We start from the raw sequence: 19,626 nt of genomic DNA, 5'->3' as shown, positions 1-19,626 counted from the left end.
GGCCGCGCGGACCCCATTCCCTGCTCATTCCGCCGGCACGGCTATGTTTCGCATCGCTGTCTGGGTATGATGTCCGACGGGGGAGCGCCTCCCGCCGGAAGCGGGCCCGAGCGCCAACATGCCCATGTCCAAATTCCTGTCCGTGCACGGCGCCGCCGCCGCGGTCCTGTTGAGCGCCCTGCCCGCCTGGGCCCAATCCGCCCTGCCCGGCTTTGAATTGGAACATCTGGAGATGAACCCCGGCCGCGGGACCGCGGTGATGCGCAACGGCGAGCTGATGGTGCCCGGCGGCATGAGCCTGGGGCTGGTGGGCCAGTATCAGCAGCTGCCGCTCGTGCTCCTCAACGGCGAGCGCCGCCTGGAGGCCGTGCGCAACCGCGCGTCCTCCGTCCTGGCGGGCAGCTACGGGGTGCTGCCGTGGCTGGAGGTGGGCGCGCAGGTGCCCGTGGTGTTGTGGCAGCAGGGGGATGATCCCGCGCCCCTGGGCCTGACGCCGCTGGCCTCGCAGGGGCTGGGCACCCCGGAGATACAGGCGCGCCTGGGGCTGTTGTCCCGCCGTGACGAGCACCCCGTGGACCTCGCCATGGACCTGGGCGTGGGCCTGCCCATCGGCAGCGCGGCAGTGCTGGGCCGGGACTCGGGAATTCGCGTGCGCGCCCTGGCCGCCATGGGCACGCAGGTGGCGTTCCTCAAGCCCGCGCTGGAGGCCGGCGTGCTCCTGCGCTCGCGCAACCCGCTCTCCGCGCCGGGCGCCTCCGGCCAGACGCTGGAGGTCCGCCTGGGCGCCGGGGTGACGACGACCGGACAGGGCCTGCGCGGCGAGCTGGCGGTGAAGGCCGCCTTCGCGGCGGACATGGATCAGCCCGCGGTGGAGGTGCTCGGCGGCGGGCGCATCCCGCTGTCGGAGGGCCTGGAGCTGCACGCGCTCGCCGGGCCGGGCCTGGGACGCACGCCGGGCACGCCCATCGCCCGGGTGCTCCTGGGCGTGTCGTTCCGCCAGGAGCCTCCTCCCCGGATGGAGGTGCTCCCGGAGCCGGTGCCCCAGCTGCGCCTGGAGGAGTTCAGGACGCGGCCGGAGTACGTCCCGGACTCGAGCGTGGAGCCGGTGCCCACCCGCGAGCTGCTCCCCCCTGAACCCGCGCCCCAGTCCTCGCCATGACCTTCGAGCCGCGCATCGTGCTCGCCGCGTTCGACGGCACCCAGCCGCCTCCGGACAGCGTGCCCGCGTGGCTCGCTCGAAGCTGGGAGGATCCGGACGGCTTCGCCGCCGCGATGGCTCCCGTCCACGCCGGCCGGAGCACGCCGTTCAAGAGCCGCACCGGTCAGCACCACGACTTCTTCCACGACCTGGTGGCCCGCCACGCCACCACGGACCGCATCGCGCTGCGCGCGTACTCGCGGACGCAGGGCTGGCGCACGCTGAGCTACCGCCAGCTCCAGGACCAGGCCACGCGGCGGGCCACCGCCTGGGCGGGGTTGGGCGTGAAGCCGGGCGCGAAGCTGTGCCTGATGCTGCCGCCGGGCCCGGAGCTGATGGTGTCGCTGTGCGCCGCGCTGGGCCTGGGCGCGTGCGTGAGCCTGCTGCCGCCCGGAGCCCGCGCCTTCGTGGCGCGCCGGCTGGACGCGCTCGCGCCCCAGCACATCGCCGCCGAGCCGCACCAGGCGCCGCTGTTGGGCAAGCACGCCGCGCGGCTCCTGCCGCTGCAGACGCAGGTGCCGCCCGCGCTCGCGTCATACACATACAAGCCTGCCGAGCCGGTGGGCCTGCTCTTCTCTCCGCTGGCCAACCCCAGCGACGTGCCCGTGCCGCTCACCGCCGGGGACGCGTGGCGGAGCGCGCTGGTGGACGGGCTCTTGACGTTCGGCCTGAACCCGGGAGACCACCTGGCCGCTCCGGGCTTCCACCCGCTCCAGCACCTGCCGGCGCTGTACTTCACCACGCTCCTGCGCGGCGCGACGTACCTGCACGTGGAGCCCGCGGACCTGGACGTCTCTCCCGCGCTGCTCACCGAACACCCGGTGCGCGCCCTGGGCCTCACGCCCGCCGTGCGCGACCTGGTGGCGCGCGCGCGCCTTCCGCTCAAGAACGTGGGCCTGTGGTTCAGGGATCCGCAGGCGCCCTTCGACTTCCACGCCTGGCGCGACGCGCTCAAGGCCTGCGGGCTGGCCAGCGTGCCCGGCGGCAACGTGTGCGTGGACCCGGCGTGGGGAGGCGCGGTGCTGTGCTCGCACCGGCGCGTGGCGGCGGACGTGCACACGGACATCGCCCCGGCGCCCGGGCGCGCCTGGGCGCTGCGCGACTTCACCGACAGCGGGCAGGACGCCCCGGGAGACACGGGGCTCTTCACCCCGCTGCCCGACGCCGGACGGCCGCCCGCGCACGTCGTCCTGACGCGGGTGCGCGGCCAGTACCACCACTTCGGCGGGCGCGAGCCCCGGCGCGAGGGCCGGGTGTTCCTCTTCGCGGAGGCCGCGGACGTGCTGCGCGAGCCCCCCGGCCCCCGGCTGGACGCGGTGGGGCTGGCCGTGCCGGTGAGCGGCATGGCGGGCGCGTATCGCAGCGTCCTGCTCGTCTTCACCGGAGATTTGCCCCCCGGCGTGGAGGTCAGCGAGACGGACGTGCGCCGCCGCATCGAACAGGCCCTGGGCGCGGACGCGCTGCCGGACCGCATCGAGCGCTTCGCGCTCCACGCCCGGCGCCTGGACGGCCAGCAGGACGGGCCGGTGGATGAAGAGTGGTGCCGTTCGCAGTACCTCACGGGTTCCCTGAAGCTGAAGGCGGGGGACCCCTTGTTCCAGGCGCTCACGTCGCTGCGCGCCCGGGTGGAGTCACGCTGATGGGAATCCAGGTCGTGTCCGGAGCCATGCTCCAGTGCAGCTTCGGTCTGGCGCCCTCCACCCTGTCGGTGCCGCCCGCCAACATGGTGAACGCCACCGCGCCCGCGGCCACCATCATGGACAACATCCCGGGCATGAACGTGCCGCCCTTCGGCATGTGCCAGTCCATGGCCAACCCCACCGTGGCCGCCGCCACCGCCGCCGCGATGGGCGTCCTCACGCCCATGCCGTGCATGCCCATGCTCCCCGCGCCCTGGACGCCGGGCTCGCCCACGGTGCTGATCAAGGGCAAGCCCGCGCTCACCGACAAGTCCATGTGCACCTGCGCCTATGGCGGGATGATCAAGATCAACGTGCCCGGCCAGACGAAGATGCAGGTGAAGTGAGTCACGGCAGGGGCACGTAGCGCAGGGGCGCCTCGCGCTGGGGCAGGCGCACCTCCAGCTCCACCACGTCCTCCGCGCTCCAGACGGCGAACAGCTCCACCAGCCGGCCGCATAACAGGTCCACCAGCGGCAGCAGCGACGCGTCCATGGGCCCGAAGCCCAGCTGGTACACGTACTTGAAGCCCGCGGCGCTCCGGGCGAAGGGCTTGGACTTCACGGACACCTCCGTGAGCGACGGCAAGAGCTCCCGGAAGTGCCGCTGCGTCCGCACGCCCAGCACCTCCAGGAGGAACAGCAGGTCCTCGCGCCCCAGGAACCGCTGCGTGCGCAGCGCCAGCAGCTGCAACAGGGCCTGCTGCCCGTGCTCCACCGGGTTGTCCCCGCCGGGCGCCACCGCGCCCACCAGGCTCCACGGCACGCCTTCCAGGAAGCGGTCCGCCAGCACCGGCCGGTAGCCCCGCGCATCGAAGCGCGGCGGCAGCGGCTGGTGCCACAGGCCGTCCACGCCCAGCCGCACCGGCTTGAGGAACGCGTCCGGCATGTCCAGCGCCAGCCACGACGTGCGCGCCAGGCCCTGGCCTTCGTGCTCCAGCTCGTACGTCTCCGCGCCTCCGGAGATGGCGCCAGGGCGCAGGGGCACCATGCCCTTGGGGCTCAGCTGGTACACGCCCGTGGCCGCGTTCAGCCGGAAGCCCATGGAGGAGTCCGGGTGCTGCACCGCGTGCCGCTCCTTCGTGCCGTCGTGCTCCACGGGCGCCGCCATGGCGCGCTGCAGGTTCACCACCGGCACCGCGTGCGCCACGAACGAGTCCGGCCCCACCACCAGCTCCGACGGCCAGCGGCCCGCCAGGCGCAGGGTCAGGGTGAAGCCCTGCCAGTTGCGGGGGGCCGGCGGGATGCGGGCCTCCAGGAACAGCTCCTGCTGCGGGAAGTGCAACAGCTGTCGCAGCCGCTGCAGCGGGTGCTCTGACGCCTCGCCCTCCGCTGGCACCGGCCGGGGCGCGCCGAAGCGCACCGGGCCCGAGTGCGCTTCGAAGGGCTTCACCTCGTGCTCCATCGCCTCGTCGTCGAAGCTCACGGTGGCGGAGCGCACGGCGCTCTTCAGCTGGAAGAACACCGCCAGGGACGCCCGGAAGTCGTTGAGGTGGTTGATGTGCAGCCGCACGTCGCCCGGTGAGTCGTTGCGCGGGAAGCCGCCCTCGAAGACGAGCCGCAGGAGCGCGCCGTCCTCGCCCTGTCGCTCCAGCCGCGCCTGGGTGAGCCGCACGGGCAACAGCCGCAGCGGGGCCAGCGTGCGCAGGGAGAGCGGCCCCGTGGGACCGCCGCCCAGGCCCGGGTTGAGGAGGAAGGGCGTGCCCCGGGGCAGCTCCGCGGCGTCCACGAAGCGCGCGTCCGGCTCCGCGCGGAACATGGCCATGGCGGGGATGGGGTTGAGCAGGTAGGCGAAGTGCTGCTGGAACAGCCGCAGCGTGCTCCGCTCCAGCGCGCGCTGCCCCGCCCGGCGCGTGCGCGCGGTGAACAGGGCCATGGCCTCCGTGAGCCGCCGCACGTCCGCGTCCTCGCCATCCAGCGGCGCTGAGGGGTGCAGGGCCGTGTAGCCCAGGCGGAACTTCTCCAGCGCCTGGAGCTCCTCCAGGAACGACGCGTAGAGCGCTTCATCCATCCGCATGGCCTACTCCCCCTCCTGGACGCGCAGGAACATCCGGCCCTCGGTGACTTCGATGAGCTGGGTGTCCTTCTCCAGGGTCCGCTGGATGCGCAGCATGGGCTTCGAGTCCTGATACAGGTGCTGGATGGACGTCTCGCTCTTGTCCGTCTTGCCCAGCAGCAGGTGGTTGCCCTGCGACTCCTTGGGGAGCCGGGCGCCGGGGCGCCACTCCAGGAAGCGGTCCATGCGCGCGTGCTGGTAGCCCAGCGACACCAGCACGCGCGTCCCCTTGTCCGCGGGGAAGTAGAAGTGCCCGGGCTGCTGGTGCGGCTCATACGGGACGCGCACCTCCTTGTCCCACAGGGGCAGCTTCACCCGGTACGACTCCACCGACGTCTCGTCGTCCTGGCGGATCTGATACGTGCGCTCCGGCTCCCCGCCCTCTTCACTGACCACGCGCCCCTCCGCGAGGAAGGGCCAGCGCGGCGGCCGGAAGCGCGGGCGCCGGAAGGTGGGGTCCGCCGCCTCCTCCAGCGTGGCCTTCAGCGACAGCTGGTAGTCGTTGGACGTGCTGTCCGGGTCGTGCGCGGCGTCCTCCTCCACGGCGCGCGCGTCCAGCTCCAGCGTGTGGAGCCGGTACTGCTTGCCGTGCGTCGCGGCCTGCGTGCTGAAGTCCCCCAGCGTGTAGAGGCCGTTGAGCACCAGCGACGCGCGGGGGTAGCTCGCGAAGGACAGCCGCAGCTCCGGGCCCTCCGGCTGCTGGCACTTCGTCTCCAGCGTCACCCGGTCCGTGAGCGTGCCCTCCAGCGTGGAGGTGACCAGGCACTCGGTGAGGACGCCCGCGATGGCGTCCGCGTTCTCCACCGCCTTGCGCTTCGTGCCGGCGTCCACGTAGCTGTTGAGCACCGACAGCGCGTCCCGCCGGGGCTCCGGGTAGCGCAGGTCCACCTGCTTCACCTCGTCGCGGGTGAGCACCAGCGCCTCGCCGCCTTCGGGCTTCGCGTCCGCGAGCGTGTACTTCCCTTCCGCGTAGTCCAGGAACATGCCCGCGTGCATGCGCGCCTGCACCCAGTGCAGGAAGTCCAGGAAGCTGGCGCCGGCGTCGTCATCCGCGCCCAGCCCCAGCGCGTGCAGGCCGTGCTTCGTCCCCGCGGCCTCCCATGCGTAGGCCACGTCCAGCCCCCCAGGCGTGTTCGCCTGGATGACGGCTTGCAGCGTCTCATCCACCCACACGCCGCTGGGGAAGTGGCGGCGCCACAGCATCGCGGCGGGGTCCACCAGGCGGATGCGGTAGCGCCGCTGCATCACCGGCGCGTCCTTCACGTTCGCCAGCGAGCGCTCGCGGACGTGGCGCTCCTCCACCCGCCCGATGAGCTTCAGCGGCAGGGCCTCCGCGCCCTCGCGCCCCTCCGCCTGCGCGCCGTAGCGGCGGTCCACGGTCAGCGTCGCCGTCAGGGGCTTGGTGTCGGTGAAGGGGGTGAAGAGCGTGTCCTCGTCGCCGCTCTCCTTGCAGAGCACCCACCACTCGATTCGCGCTTCGAAGCCGTAGGAGCGCGCCTTCACCGACAGGCGCTTGATGCTGCCCGCGGGCAGCGTGAAGGCCTCATCGCCGGCCTTGAGCTCCAGCGTCACCTTCAGCTGTTCGGTGAACTTCATGGGTCGTCCTCCCCAGCTGCCTCTTCCGGGGGCCGTTCACGCAGGCGGCGCGAGCCCGGGTCCAGGAGCAAATCCATGGGCTCGTGAGAGTCACGCAAGCGCAGGCGCACCACCAGGCCAGGCGCGCCGCCCGCCGCCGCGGGCACCTCGTCGATGGCCACCACCTCCACGCGAGGCTCGTAGCGCGACAGCGTCTCGCGGATCTCCGCGCCCAGGCCCGCCAGCCGCTCCGCGTCCGAGCGGAACCCCGTCTCCGTCAGCCCGAAGCCGGGCAGCACGGAGGCCGCGCCCCGCTTGGCCTGGAGCAGGTGGCCCAGGTTGCGGAGCACGGCCTCACGAGGCGTCTCCACCACCCCCAGGAACTTCCGGTGCAGAAAGCCCACGGTCCCCTCCCCTCCTAGCGTCCGGCTGCCTTCGGCGCGCCCATGCTCATGCCCTGCCGGTCGCCTTCGGCCCGAGGAGGCGCGGCCACCGGCACGGCCGTGTCGCCCAGGAAGATGAGCTGCCGCAGCGGCTTGCCCTCCGCGCCCGGCAGCCGCTCGTAGCCCAGCTGCCCCCGGGGCCCCAGCTTCACGGTCCGCCCGTGCGCGAGCACCGTCAGCACCACCTCCAGCTGCATCCGCGCGGGGACGAGCAGCGGCAGGATGTGCCGGTGGAAGCGGTGGCGCACCCGCGCGGGCCAGTCCCGTCCGCGCATGTCCGCCTCCTCGTCCGCGAACACCTCCACCTGGAAGCCGCCGATGTCCGCCGCGTACGCCTGGCCCAGGAAGCCCGTGCCATCCAACGGCGTGGGCCCGTGCGCGGGCCGCATGCCAGAGAAGCGCGTGCGGAAGGAGCGGCGGACGCACGTCACGCGCAGCTCCGGGAACACCTGCTGGAACAGCCACTGGAGCGTGGCCTGCGAATCCACGCCCACCATGCGCAGGTAGAAGCCCTTCGTGCGCTCCCAGTCCCCCACCAGGTTCGCGTCCCGTTCGGGGTGCAGCGCGTTCACCAGCGCCAGCAGCAGCCGGTGGTCGAAGAAGCGGATGAAGTCGAGGAATGGCTCCGGCTCCGGCAGCTGCTCCGCCACCTGGAGGAAGTAGCTGGGCAACAGGCCCGGCGTGGCCAAAAGGCCCAGGTTGAGCGTCACCACCACCCGGCGCACCGGCGAGACGTGGAACGTCACCGCCTCCACCAGCGACACGGACGCCACCGGCTCCGGGTTGCTTTCGAAGAGCACCCGGTCCCGGCCATAGCCCTGCGTCTCCAAGAGCCGCAAGAGCGGCCCCAGGTCGAAGTCCTTCGCGCGGGCGCGGATGCGCCGCTCCAGCGGGGACAGCAGCGGCGAGGCGCCGTTCATGAGCGGGGCCGCCTCACTCGCCCGGCCCCACGAAGGCGCCCAGGTCCACCTGGTAGAACTGCGACAGCGTGCGCCACTCCATGGAGTCCTTGCGCTCCCAATGCTCCTGGATGTCCCCCACGTGGCGGTTGAGCAGCGCGCCGAACGACGAGAACAGCTCTGGCAGGTAGCGCCGCGGGTCGAAGTCCTCCAGCGTCCGGAGCACGTCGTCGCTCACCAGCGCGGCCTTCTGGAAGTCCCCGCGCTCCACCAGCACCTCGAAGGCCTTGAGCTTGTCGCACAGCTCCAACAGGTGCGCCGACCCGCGCAGCTGCAGCGGCCCCGTCGTGCGGGGGAACGACGGAGGCGGCGCGGCGGCCTTCGCGGCCCGGCCCTTCGCGGGAGCGGCCGGCTTCGCGGGCTCCGGGGCCGGCGCGGGAGCGGCCGCGCGCTCCTGCGTCTCCTTCAGCCACTGCCCCAACCCCGCCAGCCCCTGGGACCCGTTGCGGAACGCGGAGCCCTCCAGCGCGCCCTGCAAGGTCTGGATGCCGCGCAGGGCGTCCTTGCGCTTGCCGTCCGTGAAGCCCTGGGTCCACGCCTCCCAGCCCGCGTCCTTCTTGCCGTGGTGATACTTCAGCGCGCTCAGCAGCGTCTGGAACAGCCACGTCAGCGCCTTGTTGAGCAACACCGCGGGCTTGGACTTGTCCTTGCCCTCTCCCCGCGCGGCCTCCTCCGCCGCAGCGCGCGCGAGCGCGACCAGCACCTCCAGCACCTCCGGCAGGCGCACGAGCCCGTCCTCGCGCAGCGCCGCGAAGAGGTAGTAGGCCGACAGCCGGACCTCGTAGACCCCTTCACCGTCCAGGGCCTCGATGGCGTCCGCGGCCTCCGCGTAGGACTCCCGCTGCACCAGGTCCGCCACCGTGAGGAAGCGCGCGTCATGCGACTCCAGGCGCTCCAGCGATCCGCCCTCCACGGGGCGCAGGCACAGGCTCAGGTCTCTCATGGTCTGTCTTTCCACTTCATGTTACATGTCTTTCATTCACAAGGACAGACACCCATGGCCATCGCGAAACCCGACTTGCTCGAACTCGAATGCAATTGGCAGACCGGGTTTCAATACCGGCCCGGCTTCCGTGGCGCGCTGGGCTATCTGCTCGAATGGAATGGCTGCGGGGGATTGAACCTGACCAAGGAGCTCACCCTGGCCTCCCCCACCGTGGGCGACTTCGGGCCCACGGCGCAATGCATTGGCCTGATTGGACGGCTGTCCATGAATGGCGCTTCCGGTCCCCTGGACTTCAGCGTGTACGTGGGGCGCGCCACCGCGGCCAACGTGCTCAACCACTTCGCCAAGCCCCTGGACAACCTGCGGCTGAAGCTGGCGTGGGCCATCATCGACTTCGATGAAGCGGGTGATACCTGGTTCGAGGCCGCGAAGCTCAAGAGCCCCGCCACCGCCGAGGCGCTGATGGACACCGAGAAGGGCCGCCCGAAGGTGTTCCTGGACAACCAGCCCACCACGCTGGCCACCGACCTGGACATCCGCTTCCACCGCTTCGACTTCCGGGTGGTGCCCGCTCCGAAGAAGAGCACCACCCTGGAGTTCGCCACCAACTCCCAGGAGCGCCGGGTCACCAAGTGGGGCAGTGACAAGTGAGCTGAAAAAGCAGAACGGGGAGCGGCGTGTCGCCCTCCCCGTCCCTTCACCTGGCGACTACTGGCCGCCTTCCTTGTAGCCCCAGCTGTAGACGTCCTTGGCTTCGGAGTTGTGGCTGTAGTGGATGTTGCAGAGGTTCAGCTTGTCCGGGATGACCTGGAAGGTCATCTGGCAGAACTTCACGTCCGTGACGCCCACGTTCTCCGGCTCACCGACGTGCAGCATCACCTCGTTGCCCTTCTGGTTGATGCGGCCCTTGAGCATGTTGGCCTCACCCCCCGACTCGTCGCCCAGGGGGTAGCACTTCTCGAACCACTTGCCCGCGGCGCTGTCCCACTCGCACACCCAGAACACCAGCTTCTTGAGCTCGGTGTTGGTGATGCCCGTGAAGTCCGGCTTGTTCTCCGGGCTGATGAGCACGGTGAAGTCAATGGGGTCCAGCTTGCCGCCCTCCCACTGGAGCTGCGTAATCAAGCCCACACAGCGCACGGCGTTCTTCGCGCCGACCTTCTCGATCTTCACCTCGCTGAAGGTCGCCTCACCGTCGAACGGCGTGTAGAAGAGGCCGTTGCTCTTGGGAAAGGAGCCGTCGTCCTTGCCCAGCCCCTTGATGTCCAGCAGGTAGCCCACCGGGACGTTCTTCTGGGGGCGCTGCTGGATGGTCTGCTGCCAGTCACACGAAATGCCAAGCGGTCCATCACCCATGGTTTCGGTCCTCCATTTTGCTGCGGGGTTTGTCAGCCGAGCCGCGCATCCACGCGGAGGTCCACGTTCATGCCTTCGAACTGGATGTGCGGGAGGACGGAGAGGTTGCAGTGGTACCAGCCCACCTTGCCGGGCACTTCCGCCACGGAGAGGTTGTAGGCCTTGAAGGGGTAGTAGCGCAGCGTCAGGTCATCCGGGTTCACCAGCGTGGTGACGTACCGGGAGATCCACCGGTCCAGCTGCTGCTGCATGTACTGCGCGTTGGCCGTGCTGCCGATGTTCTCGCGCATGATGGCCTTCACGTAGTGCGCGATGCGGCTGATGGAGTACGTGTACGCCAGGTTCGTCACCAGCTGCGAGTTCTCCGAGTCCTTCGCGTCCTCGAAGACATTGGCCTTCTTGAGGGACTGGACGCTGAAGAAGACGGCCTCCGCGCTCCCCTTCTTGTGGATGAGCGGGATGAAGCCGCCGTTGGCCAGCTCCAGCTCGCGGAAGTCCGGGATGGACATCTCCACGGGCAGCTTCATCTCCTCCTCGCCGCGCAGGTGCGTCAGGTGCACGGGCAGGCCCGCCACCAGGCCGCCGCCCTTGGGGCCGCGGATGTGCTGGCACCAGCCGCTTCCCGCGAACGAGCGCACCAGGTTGCGCGCGAACAGCATCGCCGCGTTGCCCCAGAGGTACTCCTCCTCCTTGTCGCCCTTCACCGCCTCCGTGAAGTTCATGCCGGGGGCCGGGTAGGTCTCCGGGTTGTAGGGCGGCCGGACGATGTAGCGCGGCAGCGTGAGGCCCACGTAGGCGGCCTCGTCCGTCTCACGCAGCGCGTTCCAGGCGGAGTACTTGGGCGAATCCAGCAGGCTGGACACGTCGCGCAGCTGGGACACCTCCTTCATGGTGTCGCAGCCGAAGAAGCGCGGGGACACGGACGCCACGAACGGCGCGTGGCTGGCCGCGGCGATCTTCCCCATCGTCTTGAGCCACAGCATGTCCTGCGGCGTGTTGGCGAACTCGAACAGGCCCACCAGCGCGCCGTAGGGGGCGCCGCCGTATTGGTCGTATTCAGCGACGTACAGCTTCTTGAAGAACTCCGAACCGGCGACGTCCGCCGCGTTCGTCTCCAGGTCGCTGTAGGCCTCCTCCTTGGAGACGTCCAGCAGGCTCAGCTCGATGTTGGCCTTGAAGTTGGTGTTGCGCACCAGGTCGTTGAGCGCCGTCCACTGCGCCTCCACCTCCTGGAACTCCGGCGCGTGCAACACCGCATTGAGCTGATCCGACACCAGCGCGTCGATGGTGCCCACCAGCTCCTGCACCGTCTGCTTGTCGAACCGGCCCTCGTCCGTGTCCATGTTGTGGACCATGGCCGCCAGGCTGGAGACGAAGCGCTCCTCCGGGGTGGCGTCGTCGGGGATGACCAGCAGGTCCGTCTGGGCGGAGGCGTCGCGCGCAGCGGGCACGGAGCCCAGGCGCACGCTGTTGAGGAACAGCGGAAGGTCCAGGGGCACATCGGCCACGGCGGTCGTCGCGGTGGTGGAAGACGCAGGAGGGGTCGGCATGGAGAAAGGCCTCGTTCAGGAAGGTCGTGGGAAGGGGCTTCTGCCCGGCATCACGTCGTCGGCGGCTGCGGGTTCGTCGCGGCCAGCTTCGGCAGGCTCATGGACTTGAACGCGGCCAGCTCCGTCTTCAGCTTCTGGACGGCCTCCGGGTTCTGCGCGAGCTGGCGCACCAGCTGGCGGAACTCCTTGCGGTTGTCCAGGTTGCCCTGCAGCTCCAGCAGCAGCTTGCGCAGCGTGAGCAGCGCGTTGATCTTCGGCACCTGGCGGGCCACGTCCATGGGGCTGAAGGACTTCATCGAGTCCAGCTTGAGGCTCACCTGCAGCGGCGCCGGCGCCGAGCCATCCACCGGGTCCTTCTTGTCCACGCGGTTGGGCACGCTGAAGTTCAGCGTCATGCCCATGTTCTGGATGACCTGGTTCAGGTTCTTGCCATCCAGGTTGCGGATCTCCCGCTGATCCAGGTCCTTCTTGCGGTCGTTGGACGTGCCCCGGGAGAAATCCCCCATCACCAGCAGCCGGAACGGAAGCGCCTTGTCCGCCCGGGTGCCATTCACCTGCGTGCGGTAGGTCAGCGTGATGCGTGATCTGGGAATTTCGTCGGTGATGGCCATGAGTACCCCCAAGAACTGAACCGCAGTTTGTGCAGGAATTGATAAACCATGCGAATACACAAAAGCAATACACCCCAAACATATGACCTGACATGTTGGGCACATTGATACCCGGGGTGCCAATTAAGACCCAACCCGTGGCATTCCCTGCCCTCCAGGGCATGAAACCATACACGGTGGATCAGCCAGGCTCACTTGACGCCGCTGGCTCCAGGCCGGTAGCTTTTTCTAAACACTGTCACCCAGCCCAAGCAAGTATTTGCCTCGGGCGGTCCCCGTGACAGCAAACCCGCTCCTGCCGCCCCTGGTCATGAACCCAGACACACTCGCGCGAGTCCTGTGGCAGGAAGGGCAGACCCTGCTGCCCGAACACTTCCGGGCCCAGGAGGAATCCCTCTCCACGGAGGCCCGGCGCTACGCGGGCTTCGCGGGCCTGCCGGTGGTGGGCGTGAGCAGCCTGCGTTTCAACGATGTATTGCTCGCCAAGGGCTCGGTGGCGCTGGAGGAATTGACCGCGGTGTTACCGGGCGGCCACCTGCTGGAGGTGCCGGGCAACGCGGAGGTGACGCCGCTGTCACTCGAGGAGACGGGCCGCACGCGGGTGACGGTGTATCTGCACCTCTTGGGGGTGCTGGAGCCCCGCGAGGACCTGGCGCCCGCGGGCGGTGAAGCCCCCAGCGTGGTGCGCGCGGGACGGCGGCTGTGCCTGTCGCTGGAGCCGGTGGTGGACGACACGGTGAGCAGCCTGTCGCTGGCCGTCTTCACCCGGAACGCGGACGGGCCCTGGCGGCTGTCCGCCACGCACCTGCCGCCGCTCCTGAGCGTGGGGCCCCACCCGTTCCTGGAGCCCCTGTTCGAGCAGCTGGACGGCCTGCTCCAGCAGGCGCAGGGGCAGCTGCGCACGTCGCTGCGGGAGGGCCTGGTGCGGGGCGACCGGCTGGCCAGCGCGCGGCGGGCGCTGTGCGAGGTGCGCAGCCTCCAGGTGCTGCGCCAGGACATGCGCCACGGCCTTCAGCCGCCGCCGTACCCGCTGGTGCAGGCGCTGCGGCGGCTGTACTTCGAGACGTGCTGCTACCTGGAGGCGGAGCCGGACGACGACCTGCCCGCGTACGAGCACGAAGCGCCGGGCCCGGGGATCGCGCGGTGGATGGAGCTGCTCACGCGCGGCTTCCGCCCGCAGGCCAGCCCCATGTCCTACCGCGCCTTCGACTTCCAGGACGGCCACTTCAAGCTCACCCCGCTGCCCAGGGAGACGCCGCCGCCGGATGACTTCTACCTGCTGGTGCGCCGCCAGGAGCGCGACCGGCCGCGCTCCATGGAGGGCGTGAAGCTGGCCAGCCCCCTGCGGCTGCCGGCGGTGCGGCGCCAGGCCTTGAAGGGCGTCCCGTACCGGCACGTGGCCTTCCCGTCGTTCCCCCACGCCTTCGACGCGGACATCGACTGGTACCAGCTGACGCCCCAGAGCGAGGAGTGGCAGTCCGCGACGCGCGAGGACGGGCTCACCTTCTTCGCCACGCCCGCGCTCGAAGGGGCGCAGGTGCTCCTCTACTGGCGCAGGGCCTGACGGCGGACCGACGGGGGAAACGGCGCGCATGCCCAAGCTCATCTGCATCATCGACATGGACAAGGAGAAGGGCCTCATCCTCACCACGGAGGACAAGGACGGGAAGATCCTCCAGACGGTGAAGATGGACGGCGAGGCCATCACCCTGGAGGTGAAGGGTGACAGCGCCACCAGCACCATCGTGCAGAAGCAGGACAGCGTCACGGTGACCTGCAAGTCCTTCGTGCTGAAGGCGGAGACCATCGAGGTGACGTCCACGAAGGCGTCGTCGTGGAAGAGCGACGACACGTTCGCGCTGGAGAGCGCCAAGGCCTTCACGGTCACCACGAAGGACGCGCTGACGCAGAAGGCGGCCAAGGACGCGACCTTCTCCTCGGACGAGGCCGTGACGCTGAAGGCGGCGAAGAAGTTCACCGTGGAGGGTGACGACATCCAGGTGGAGGCCAAGAGCGGCGCGGTGGCCCTGAAGGCCCCTTCCGTCAAGGCGGAGGGCCAGAAGGACATCGCCATGGAGGGAGCGCAGGTGACGGTGACCGCCAAGGCGAAGCTGGGGCTCAAGGCGGACGGCGTGGCGGAACTCAAGGGCGGCATGGTGAACGTGGGTTGACGGGGGGCGCGGATGAAGCTCGAGCACTGGCAGGTCGTCTTCACGCAGTACCGGCAGGCCCAGTCCGTGGTGGACGGGTGGCTGCCGCAGTCCGCGCCCGGCTCGGCCGCGGCGGCGGGGCTCCTGGGCCGCGAGGGCCTGCGCCGTCTCCACGACGAGCTCCTGGAGGTCATCGAGCGGCTGCGCGCGGGCCTGGGCGCCCACGCCCGTGATGAAGAGGTGCAGGACGCGCTCAAGCCCTTCACGTACCTGGTGGACGAGCGCGTCCTCCTGCGGCTCTCGGACGCGGAGCAGCCGCTGTGGCCGCTCTTGCAGTACCGCCTCTTCGGCGAGGACGGCGGCGGCGAGGCCTTCTACACGCTGGCGGATCAACGCCTGGACCAGCCGGGCTCGCCCGCGCTGCTCTTCGAGATGCTCCACTTCTGCATCACCGCGGGCTTCGGAGGCCGCTACCTGGGCCATACGGCGAAGCTGCGCGAGTACCAGGAGCGGCTGTCCGCGCGCATCGTCACGCCCCCGCCACAGCCGGCCACCAGCGCGGCCGGCGAGTCCCTGGGGCCCCTGCTCTACACCTTCCCCGCCCGCTACTACGCGGCCAGCGCCGCGAGCGTGCTGGGGCTGCAGTGCCTGCTCTGGTGGGTGACCCGGTGAAGCCACAAGCGGCTCCGCCCGCGCCCGCGGCCACCCTCGACGCGGCGCCCGCCCTGCTCCAGGAGGTGCGCAAGACCGTCGCCGCACGCCTGGGGGTCGGGCGCCACGGCCTGGAGCCCATGCTGGACGAGTTGGGACAGACGCTGGCCCGCCTGATGCCGGGGCCGGGTGACGCGCGGTTGTCGCCGGAGGAGCAGGAGAAGGCGAGAGCGTCGTTCGCGGGCACGGTGGACACGCTGGAGGACGTCCTGGAGGCCCTGCATCGCGCGGGTCGGGCTGGGAACGTCCTGGGCTGGGGGGAGCGCTGAGCCATGGATGTCATCAAGAAACTGATCGCGTTCATCCCGCCGAAGTGGAAGCCCTACGCGCTGCTCCTCGTGGCGCTGCTGGCCATTGGCATTCCGCTGTTCCTCGTGTGGCGCGCGAAGCGCAAGAGCGCGCCGGCCGGAGGGAGCGCCGCGCCGGAGCCCCTGGCGAAGAACCGGCTGCGCAAGGTGCGCGAGAAGTTCCTGGCCGGGCTGCCCCTGCGCCACCGCGTGGCGGTACGGGACCTGCCAGGTGTGGTGGTGCTGGGGCCCGCGGGCGCGGGCAAGTCGCGGCTGATCGAGCTGGACCTGGACTGGAAGCGGCAGGCGCGGCAGTTCCTGCCCAGCCTCCTCACGGACTCCCTGCTCCAGGTGTACCTGGGCGCGGACGTCGTCGCCCAGGAGGTGTCCCCGCAGCTGTTGGAGGACGAGTCGCCCCAGGCGCGCGAGGCCCTGCGCCGGCTGTGGAAGGACAGCTTCGGCGGCGGCCAGCAGACGCTGGCGGTGCTGGTGCTGGACGCGCGCTGGCTTCAGGACACGCCCCCGGACGAGGTGCGCCGGGCGGCGCAGCTGATGCGGGGCAAGCTGAATCTATTGGCGGAGGTGCGCGGGGGCGCGTTCGAGACGCGCGTGTGCCTCACCCACCTGGATGAGCGCGAGGGCTACGCGGACTTCGCGAAGCTCTTGCGCGCGCACCACGTGCCGCTGCGCTTCCCCCTGCCCCCGCCCGGCCAGGAGGGCAGGCTGGGCTCGCTGCTCAAGGCGCAGGAGCAGTACCTGGCGCTGGGCCTGACGGCGCTGCCGGTGGAGTCCTTCGAGCGGCTGGAGCGCTTCTATTCGGAAGGCCACGCGCCCTTCGAGGCGCTGTCGCGCTTCGTGACTGCGCTGATGGAGGGCCAGACGCTGGCGTACGCGCCCCGGCTGGCCACGGTGTCGCTGTCCTCCGCGGACAAGGACGCAAGAGACCCGGACGTCCTCTCCGTGTCCGCCGAGGCCAGCACGGCGCGAGCGGTCCACGACCGCTACCTGCACACGCACCTGCGCCGGGCGGTGCTGCTGGGCCTGGCGTTCGCGCTGCCGCTGTTGGCCGCGTACGGGCACTTCGCCTGGAGGCTGGGCCAGGCGCGCACGCGCGTGCAGCGCTTCGAGGACATGGTCCAGCGCATGCGCGACCAGGGGCAGGCGGTGTCCGGGGCCGCGGTGCAGGAGCCGGTGCTCGCGGCGGGCCACTCCCTGGACTCGCTGTGGAGCGCGATGAACGCGTGGCCGCTCTTGCGCTACAGCTTCACCGGCGCGCGAGAGGACCTGCGCCAGCGCCTGGCCCGGGGCATCCGCGAGGCGCACATCCGGCCCGCGCTGGAGAAGTGCCACCGCCAGCCGGACACGTGCCGTCCGGAGCAGGTCGTCTACCTGCTGGCCACGCTGCACGGCTCGCGCGAGGAGCCGCTGGGGCAGCTGGTGCTGTCCAGCCTGAAGACGCGCCCGAACTGGAGCTTCGTGTCGGAGGGAGGCGCGGCCGAGCCCGCGGGCGACGTGGCGGCGCTGGAGGCAGGGCGCTCGTGGGTGACGGCGGTGGGGCTGAACGAGTCCCTGGTGGCCGACTACGTCACCATGAGCAACCCGCCGTGGTCCGCGCCGGACACGCCCGAGGCCAGCTGGGCGCGCTGGCCCTTCCCGGAGCCGCTCACGCTGGAGGCGCAGCTGATGCCGTGGCAGGCGCACCTGCGGCGGCTACAGGACCTGCTGGCGAACCGGGCCGTGGAGCCGCGCGAGCTGGAGCGGCTGGACGCGGAGCTGGAGTCCATGCAGGACGAGCGCCGCAGGCTCCAGGCGCTGCTGGACGACAGCGCGCGCTTCAGCAGCCTGCCGCGGGCGTTGGAGCTCCTGGCCGCCTCCGAGGCGCGCGTGGACACCAGCCGCTTCCGGGGCATCCCCTCCACGCTCAAGACGGTGGCGTGGATCAACGACCACCGGGACGCGCTGACGAACGTGCTGCGCATGGAGGAAGAGGCGTACCTGGGCGTGAAGGCGGTGCAGAAGATGACCGTGGCGGAGCTGCTGGTGCGCGACGGCCTGTGGCTGCCGGGCAACGGCCCCGCGGTGCTCCAGGTGCCGGTGCTCCAGAGCACCTTCGAGTTCCGCCCCAAGGACGGCTCGCGGCTCTTGCACCAGGCGCTGCTGCGCTACCACGAGAAGACGGGGCGCCTGCCCTTCGGCGTGGTGGAGGGCGAGGAGGCGGTGGCGTCGCGGGGCGGCGCGACCCTGGCGGCGGACCGGCTGGAGTTCGACACGCGGCTGCGCCCGCTGGTGGACGAGTTCACCACGCGCATCAAGGGCGCGGGGCTCCCGGTGGAGGAGGTGTCGCAGCGCCAGGAGCACGTGCGCCGCAAGGTGAACCAGTTCGCGTTCCAGTACCGCAACCGGCTGTTCCAGCGCGTGTCCACCTACCGCTTCCAGGCGGTGATTCCGGCGCTCCTGGCGGAGGAGCTGTCGCGTCTCACGCAGCCGTCCTCGGAGCTGGTGGACATGCTGCGCGACGTGGCGCAGGGCGTGGCGCTGGAGCCGCTGGACGGGCCCTTCTACGAGTCGCTGCGCAATGCTGTAGCGCCGTTCAAGCCCATCGCCACGGTGATGAAGCCGGATGAGACGGGCAACTACACCGCGCTCAACCCGTACCGGGCGCTCGTGGCCCAGATGTCGGACGAGCTGAACGCGGTGCCCCGTCCGGGCGTGGTGCCCGCGGAGGCGACGGCGTCGCTCAACGGAGGTCTGGCCACCGGCACCGCGCAGCCGGCCAGCGGCGCCGCGAGGTTGCCGGAGTTGCTGACGCCGCTGGGGCGCCTGGCCTTCGCGATGATGCTGGAGGACGACACGTCCTACCTGCGCAAGGTGGACGCGTGGTTGGATCAGCAGGGGCTCATCGGAGAGCTGCGGCAGCCCTTCCGCCAGCCGTTCCTCGCGGTGCGCGAGCTGGGACAGCGCGAGATTGAGCGGACGCTGGAGCGGCAGTGGGACGACGCCTCGAGCCGGTTCCTGCGTCCGCTGCTGAATCGCTACCCGTTCACGCCGGACGCGTCGCAGGAGGTGGATCCGGGAGACCTGGAGGTCCTGCGCAAGCAGGACGGCGCGTTCTGGGAGTTCGTGACGCGGGTGCTGGCGCCCGTGTGCGAGGAGCGAGGCTCGGAGTGGGTGGCGCGAGGCGCGCTCCAGTCCCGGCTGTCGTTGCCGCAGGGGATGTTGCCCACGCTGGGGAGGCTGTCGCGGCTGGCCCGCATGTTGTGGGACACGGAGGGGCGGCCCCGGCCATTGCTCTTGCAGGTGATGCCGCTGCCGCTGCCGAAGGCGCCCACGCAGGGCAGCTTCGTGACGCTGGGTTCGCTGAAGTGCGGCAAGACGACGTTCCTCGCGTACAACCAGAGTCCGTCGTGGCAGGAGTTCCCGCTGGCGTGGTGGGACCAGCAGACGGCGTCGCTGATGCTGGAGGTGCGCGCGCCCGCGGACCAGTCGGTGCAGTACGCGTCGCTGGAGAAGTCGCGTTCGGCGTGGAGCTGCTTCCGGCTGCTTGAGTCGTCGCAGTCCACCGAAGACCCGCAGCACCGCCGTTGGTCGTTGCGAGCGCGGGGTGCCACCGCCACGGACGGGGTGATGGACCTGCGCTTCGGGCTCAAGGGTGAGCCCTGGATCCCATTCCGCGAGGTGCCGCGATGAAACCGTGGGCGAGCTGCATCCCCCTGGCGCTGTGTTTCCTGGCCGCGTGCCAGCCAAGCACGCTGCAACTGAGCGTGAAGGCGCCGTCAGGGACGAACCAGGGCCGGCCCCTGTACATGCTGGTGCGCAAGGTGGACCCGAAGCAGTTCGCCGTGGAGTCCTACGGCGAGGTCTCCGCGCGCATCTTCCAGCCGGACGCGGACGTGCTGCTGTCGGCGCTGATCTACCCGGGCACGCTGCAGCGCATGAAGGTGCCGCTGCCGGAGAACGCGCCGGTGGCGGTGTCGTTCCTCTTCACCGCGCCGGACGGCACCTGGCAGCAGTTCGTGAACGCCCCCGCCCCCGGCTCGCTGGACATCGAGCTGCTCGAAGGGCGCATCCGCACGGGAACGCAGCCCGCGGCCCCCAGGGAAGGCGAC

The 19,626-nt window shown here is 70.6% G+C and carries 18 protein-coding genes; 10 read left to right on the top strand and 8 right to left on the bottom strand.

Features of this window, described 5'->3' with window-relative positions; genetic code table 11:
• Positions 1-118: 118 nt before the first annotated feature.
• The 3 genes from D7W82_RS01955 to D7W82_RS01945 are packed head-to-tail and all read left to right on the top strand — an operon-like array spanning position 119 to position 3,224.
• The gene (locus D7W82_RS01955) at positions 119-1,159 is read left to right on the top strand and encodes a hypothetical protein (RefSeq protein ID WP_120616690.1); all 1,041 of its coding nucleotides are present in this window, start codon (positions 119-121) and stop codon (positions 1,157-1,159) included.
• Positions 1,156-2,838, top strand: a complete 1,683-nt coding sequence (locus D7W82_RS01950) for an AMP-binding protein (RefSeq protein WP_120616689.1) — start codon at positions 1,156-1,158, stop codon at positions 2,836-2,838. The genes D7W82_RS01955 and D7W82_RS01950 overlap by 4 nt, the downstream gene beginning before the upstream one ends.
• A complete protein-coding gene (locus D7W82_RS01945) occupies positions 2,838-3,224 on the top strand; it encodes a DUF4280 domain-containing protein (protein WP_120616688.1) in 387 nt (128 codons plus the stop codon). Before D7W82_RS01950 ends, D7W82_RS01945 begins: the two co-directional genes overlap by 1 nt.
• Before the next feature lies 1 nt (position 3,225).
• Here D7W82_RS01945 and D7W82_RS01940 read toward each other — a convergent pair whose 3' ends face one another.
• From D7W82_RS01940 to D7W82_RS01920, 5 genes are read right to left on the bottom strand one after another with little or no spacing between them, the layout of a single operon-like run.
• Positions 3,226-4,893: a type VI secretion system baseplate subunit TssF gene (locus tag D7W82_RS01940; protein WP_120616687.1), complete on the bottom strand. Its 1,668-nt coding sequence runs from the start codon at positions 4,891-4,893 to the stop codon at positions 3,226-3,228.
• Between the two features lie 3 nt (positions 4,894-4,896).
• Positions 4,897-6,528 (bottom strand): hypothetical protein, encoded by a 1,632-nt coding sequence (locus tag D7W82_RS01935; RefSeq protein WP_120616686.1) that lies wholly within the window; start codon positions 6,526-6,528, stop codon positions 4,897-4,899.
• Entirely contained in the window at positions 6,525-6,911 is a 387-nt protein-coding gene (locus tag D7W82_RS01930) for a GPW/gp25 family protein (protein ID WP_120616685.1), read from the bottom strand. The genes D7W82_RS01935 and D7W82_RS01930 overlap by 4 nt, the downstream gene beginning before the upstream one ends.
• Positions 6,912-6,925: 14 nt before the next feature.
• Positions 6,926-7,870 carry a hypothetical protein gene (locus tag D7W82_RS01925; protein WP_120616684.1) on the bottom strand — a complete coding sequence of 315 codons (945 nt, stop codon included), beginning with the start codon at positions 7,868-7,870 and terminating at the stop codon, positions 6,926-6,928.
• 13 nt (positions 7,871-7,883) lie between these two features.
• Positions 7,884-8,852: a type VI secretion system protein IglI family protein gene (locus tag D7W82_RS01920; protein WP_120616683.1), complete on the bottom strand. Its 969-nt coding sequence runs from the start codon at positions 8,850-8,852 to the stop codon at positions 7,884-7,886.
• A 54-nt stretch (positions 8,853-8,906) separates the two neighbouring features.
• Here D7W82_RS01920 and D7W82_RS01915 point away from each other — a divergent pair, with 54 nt between their 5' ends.
• Positions 8,907-9,506 carry a hypothetical protein gene (locus D7W82_RS01915; RefSeq protein WP_147439176.1) on the top strand — a complete coding sequence of 200 codons (600 nt, stop codon included), beginning with the start codon at positions 8,907-8,909 and terminating at the stop codon, positions 9,504-9,506.
• A gap of 57 nt (positions 9,507-9,563) precedes the next feature.
• Here the strand turns inward: D7W82_RS01915 and D7W82_RS01910 are convergent, their stop codons facing one another.
• From D7W82_RS01910 to tssB, 3 genes are read right to left on the bottom strand one after another with little or no spacing between them, the layout of a single operon-like run.
• Positions 9,564-10,211, bottom strand: a complete 648-nt coding sequence (locus D7W82_RS01910; protein ID WP_120616681.1) for a hypothetical protein — start codon at positions 10,209-10,211, stop codon at positions 9,564-9,566.
• A gap of 32 nt (positions 10,212-10,243) precedes the next feature.
• Complete coding sequence (gene tssC, locus D7W82_RS01905) at positions 10,244-11,761, bottom strand: type VI secretion system contractile sheath large subunit (protein ID WP_120616680.1); 1,518 nt, start codon at positions 11,759-11,761, stop codon at positions 10,244-10,246.
• A 50-nt stretch (positions 11,762-11,811) separates the two neighbouring features.
• Positions 11,812-12,372, bottom strand: coding sequence for a type VI secretion system contractile sheath small subunit (gene tssB, locus D7W82_RS01900; RefSeq protein WP_120616679.1), 561 nt, complete (start codon positions 12,370-12,372; stop codon positions 11,812-11,814).
• Positions 12,373-12,682: 310 nt separating this feature from the next.
• Here tssB and tssK point away from each other — a divergent pair, with 310 nt between their 5' ends.
• The 6 genes from tssK to D7W82_RS01870 form a co-directional block, all read left to right on the top strand.
• Positions 12,683-13,936, top strand: coding sequence for a type VI secretion system baseplate subunit TssK (gene tssK / locus D7W82_RS01895; RefSeq protein WP_120616678.1), 1,254 nt, complete (start codon positions 12,683-12,685; stop codon positions 13,934-13,936).
• 28 nt (positions 13,937-13,964) lie between these two features.
• Positions 13,965-14,543, top strand: a complete 579-nt coding sequence (locus D7W82_RS01890; RefSeq protein WP_120616677.1) for a hypothetical protein — start codon at positions 13,965-13,967, stop codon at positions 14,541-14,543.
• Between the two features lie 12 nt (positions 14,544-14,555).
• The gene (locus tag D7W82_RS01885; RefSeq protein ID WP_120616676.1) at positions 14,556-15,194 is read left to right on the top strand and encodes a DotU family type IV/VI secretion system protein; all 639 of its coding nucleotides are present in this window, start codon (positions 14,556-14,558) and stop codon (positions 15,192-15,194) included.
• Positions 15,191-15,502, top strand: a complete 312-nt coding sequence (locus D7W82_RS01880) for a hypothetical protein (RefSeq protein ID WP_233587243.1) — start codon at positions 15,191-15,193, stop codon at positions 15,500-15,502. Before D7W82_RS01885 ends, D7W82_RS01880 begins: the two co-directional genes overlap by 4 nt.
• A gap of 3 nt (positions 15,503-15,505) precedes the next feature.
• Positions 15,506-19,207 carry a type VI secretion IcmF C-terminal domain-containing protein gene (locus D7W82_RS01875; RefSeq protein WP_120616675.1) on the top strand — a complete coding sequence of 1,234 codons (3,702 nt, stop codon included), beginning with the start codon at positions 15,506-15,508 and terminating at the stop codon, positions 19,205-19,207.
• The coding region (locus tag D7W82_RS01870; RefSeq protein WP_120616674.1) for a hypothetical protein at positions 19,204-19,626 on the top strand (423 nt) is incomplete at its 3' end. The genes D7W82_RS01875 and D7W82_RS01870, both read left to right, overlap by 4 nt.

Source organism: Corallococcus sp. CA049B, assembly GCF_003611685.1.
GTDB lineage: Bacteria > Myxococcota > Myxococcia > Myxococcales > Myxococcaceae > Corallococcus > Corallococcus coralloides.
The sequence above is the reverse complement of the archived record's forward strand: the minus strand, read 5'-3'. Positions and strand labels throughout refer to the sequence as shown.

What these genes read in the sequence shown, in the direction of transcription:
- D7W82_RS01955 (WP_120616690.1), top strand. Translation starts at nt 119, where the DNA reads ATGCCCATGTCCAAATTCCTGTCCGTGCACGGCGCCGCCGCCGCGGTC.
- D7W82_RS01950 (WP_120616689.1), top strand. Translation starts at nt 1,156, where the DNA reads ATGACCTTCGAGCCGCGCATCGTGCTCGCCGCGTTCGACGGCACCCAG.
- D7W82_RS01945 (WP_120616688.1), top strand. Translation starts at nt 2,838, where the DNA reads ATGGGAATCCAGGTCGTGTCCGGAGCCATGCTCCAGTGCAGCTTCGGT.
- D7W82_RS01940 (WP_120616687.1), bottom strand. Translation starts at nt 4,893, where the DNA reads ATGCGGATGGATGAAGCGCTCTACGCGTCGTTCCTGGAGGAGCTCCAG.
- D7W82_RS01935 (WP_120616686.1), bottom strand. Translation starts at nt 6,528, where the DNA reads ATGAAGTTCACCGAACAGCTGAAGGTGACGCTGGAGCTCAAGGCCGGC.
- D7W82_RS01925 (WP_120616684.1), bottom strand. Translation starts at nt 7,870, where the DNA reads ATGAACGGCGCCTCGCCGCTGCTGTCCCCGCTGGAGCGGCGCATCCGC.
- D7W82_RS01920 (WP_120616683.1), bottom strand. Translation starts at nt 8,852, where the DNA reads ATGAGAGACCTGAGCCTGTGCCTGCGCCCCGTGGAGGGCGGATCGCTG.
- D7W82_RS01915 (WP_147439176.1), top strand. Translation starts at nt 8,907, where the DNA reads ATGGCCATCGCGAAACCCGACTTGCTCGAACTCGAATGCAATTGGCAG.
- D7W82_RS01910 (WP_120616681.1), bottom strand. Translation starts at nt 10,211, where the DNA reads ATGGGTGATGGACCGCTTGGCATTTCGTGTGACTGGCAGCAGACCATC.
- tssC (WP_120616680.1), bottom strand. Translation starts at nt 11,761, where the DNA reads ATGCCGACCCCTCCTGCGTCTTCCACCACCGCGACGACCGCCGTGGCC.
- tssB (WP_120616679.1), bottom strand. Translation starts at nt 12,372, where the DNA reads ATGGCCATCACCGACGAAATTCCCAGATCACGCATCACGCTGACCTAC.
- tssK (WP_120616678.1), top strand. Translation starts at nt 12,683, where the DNA reads ATGAACCCAGACACACTCGCGCGAGTCCTGTGGCAGGAAGGGCAGACC.
- D7W82_RS01890 (WP_120616677.1), top strand. Translation starts at nt 13,965, where the DNA reads ATGCCCAAGCTCATCTGCATCATCGACATGGACAAGGAGAAGGGCCTC.
- D7W82_RS01885 (WP_120616676.1), top strand. Translation starts at nt 14,556, where the DNA reads ATGAAGCTCGAGCACTGGCAGGTCGTCTTCACGCAGTACCGGCAGGCC.
- D7W82_RS01875 (WP_120616675.1), top strand. Translation starts at nt 15,506, where the DNA reads ATGGATGTCATCAAGAAACTGATCGCGTTCATCCCGCCGAAGTGGAAG.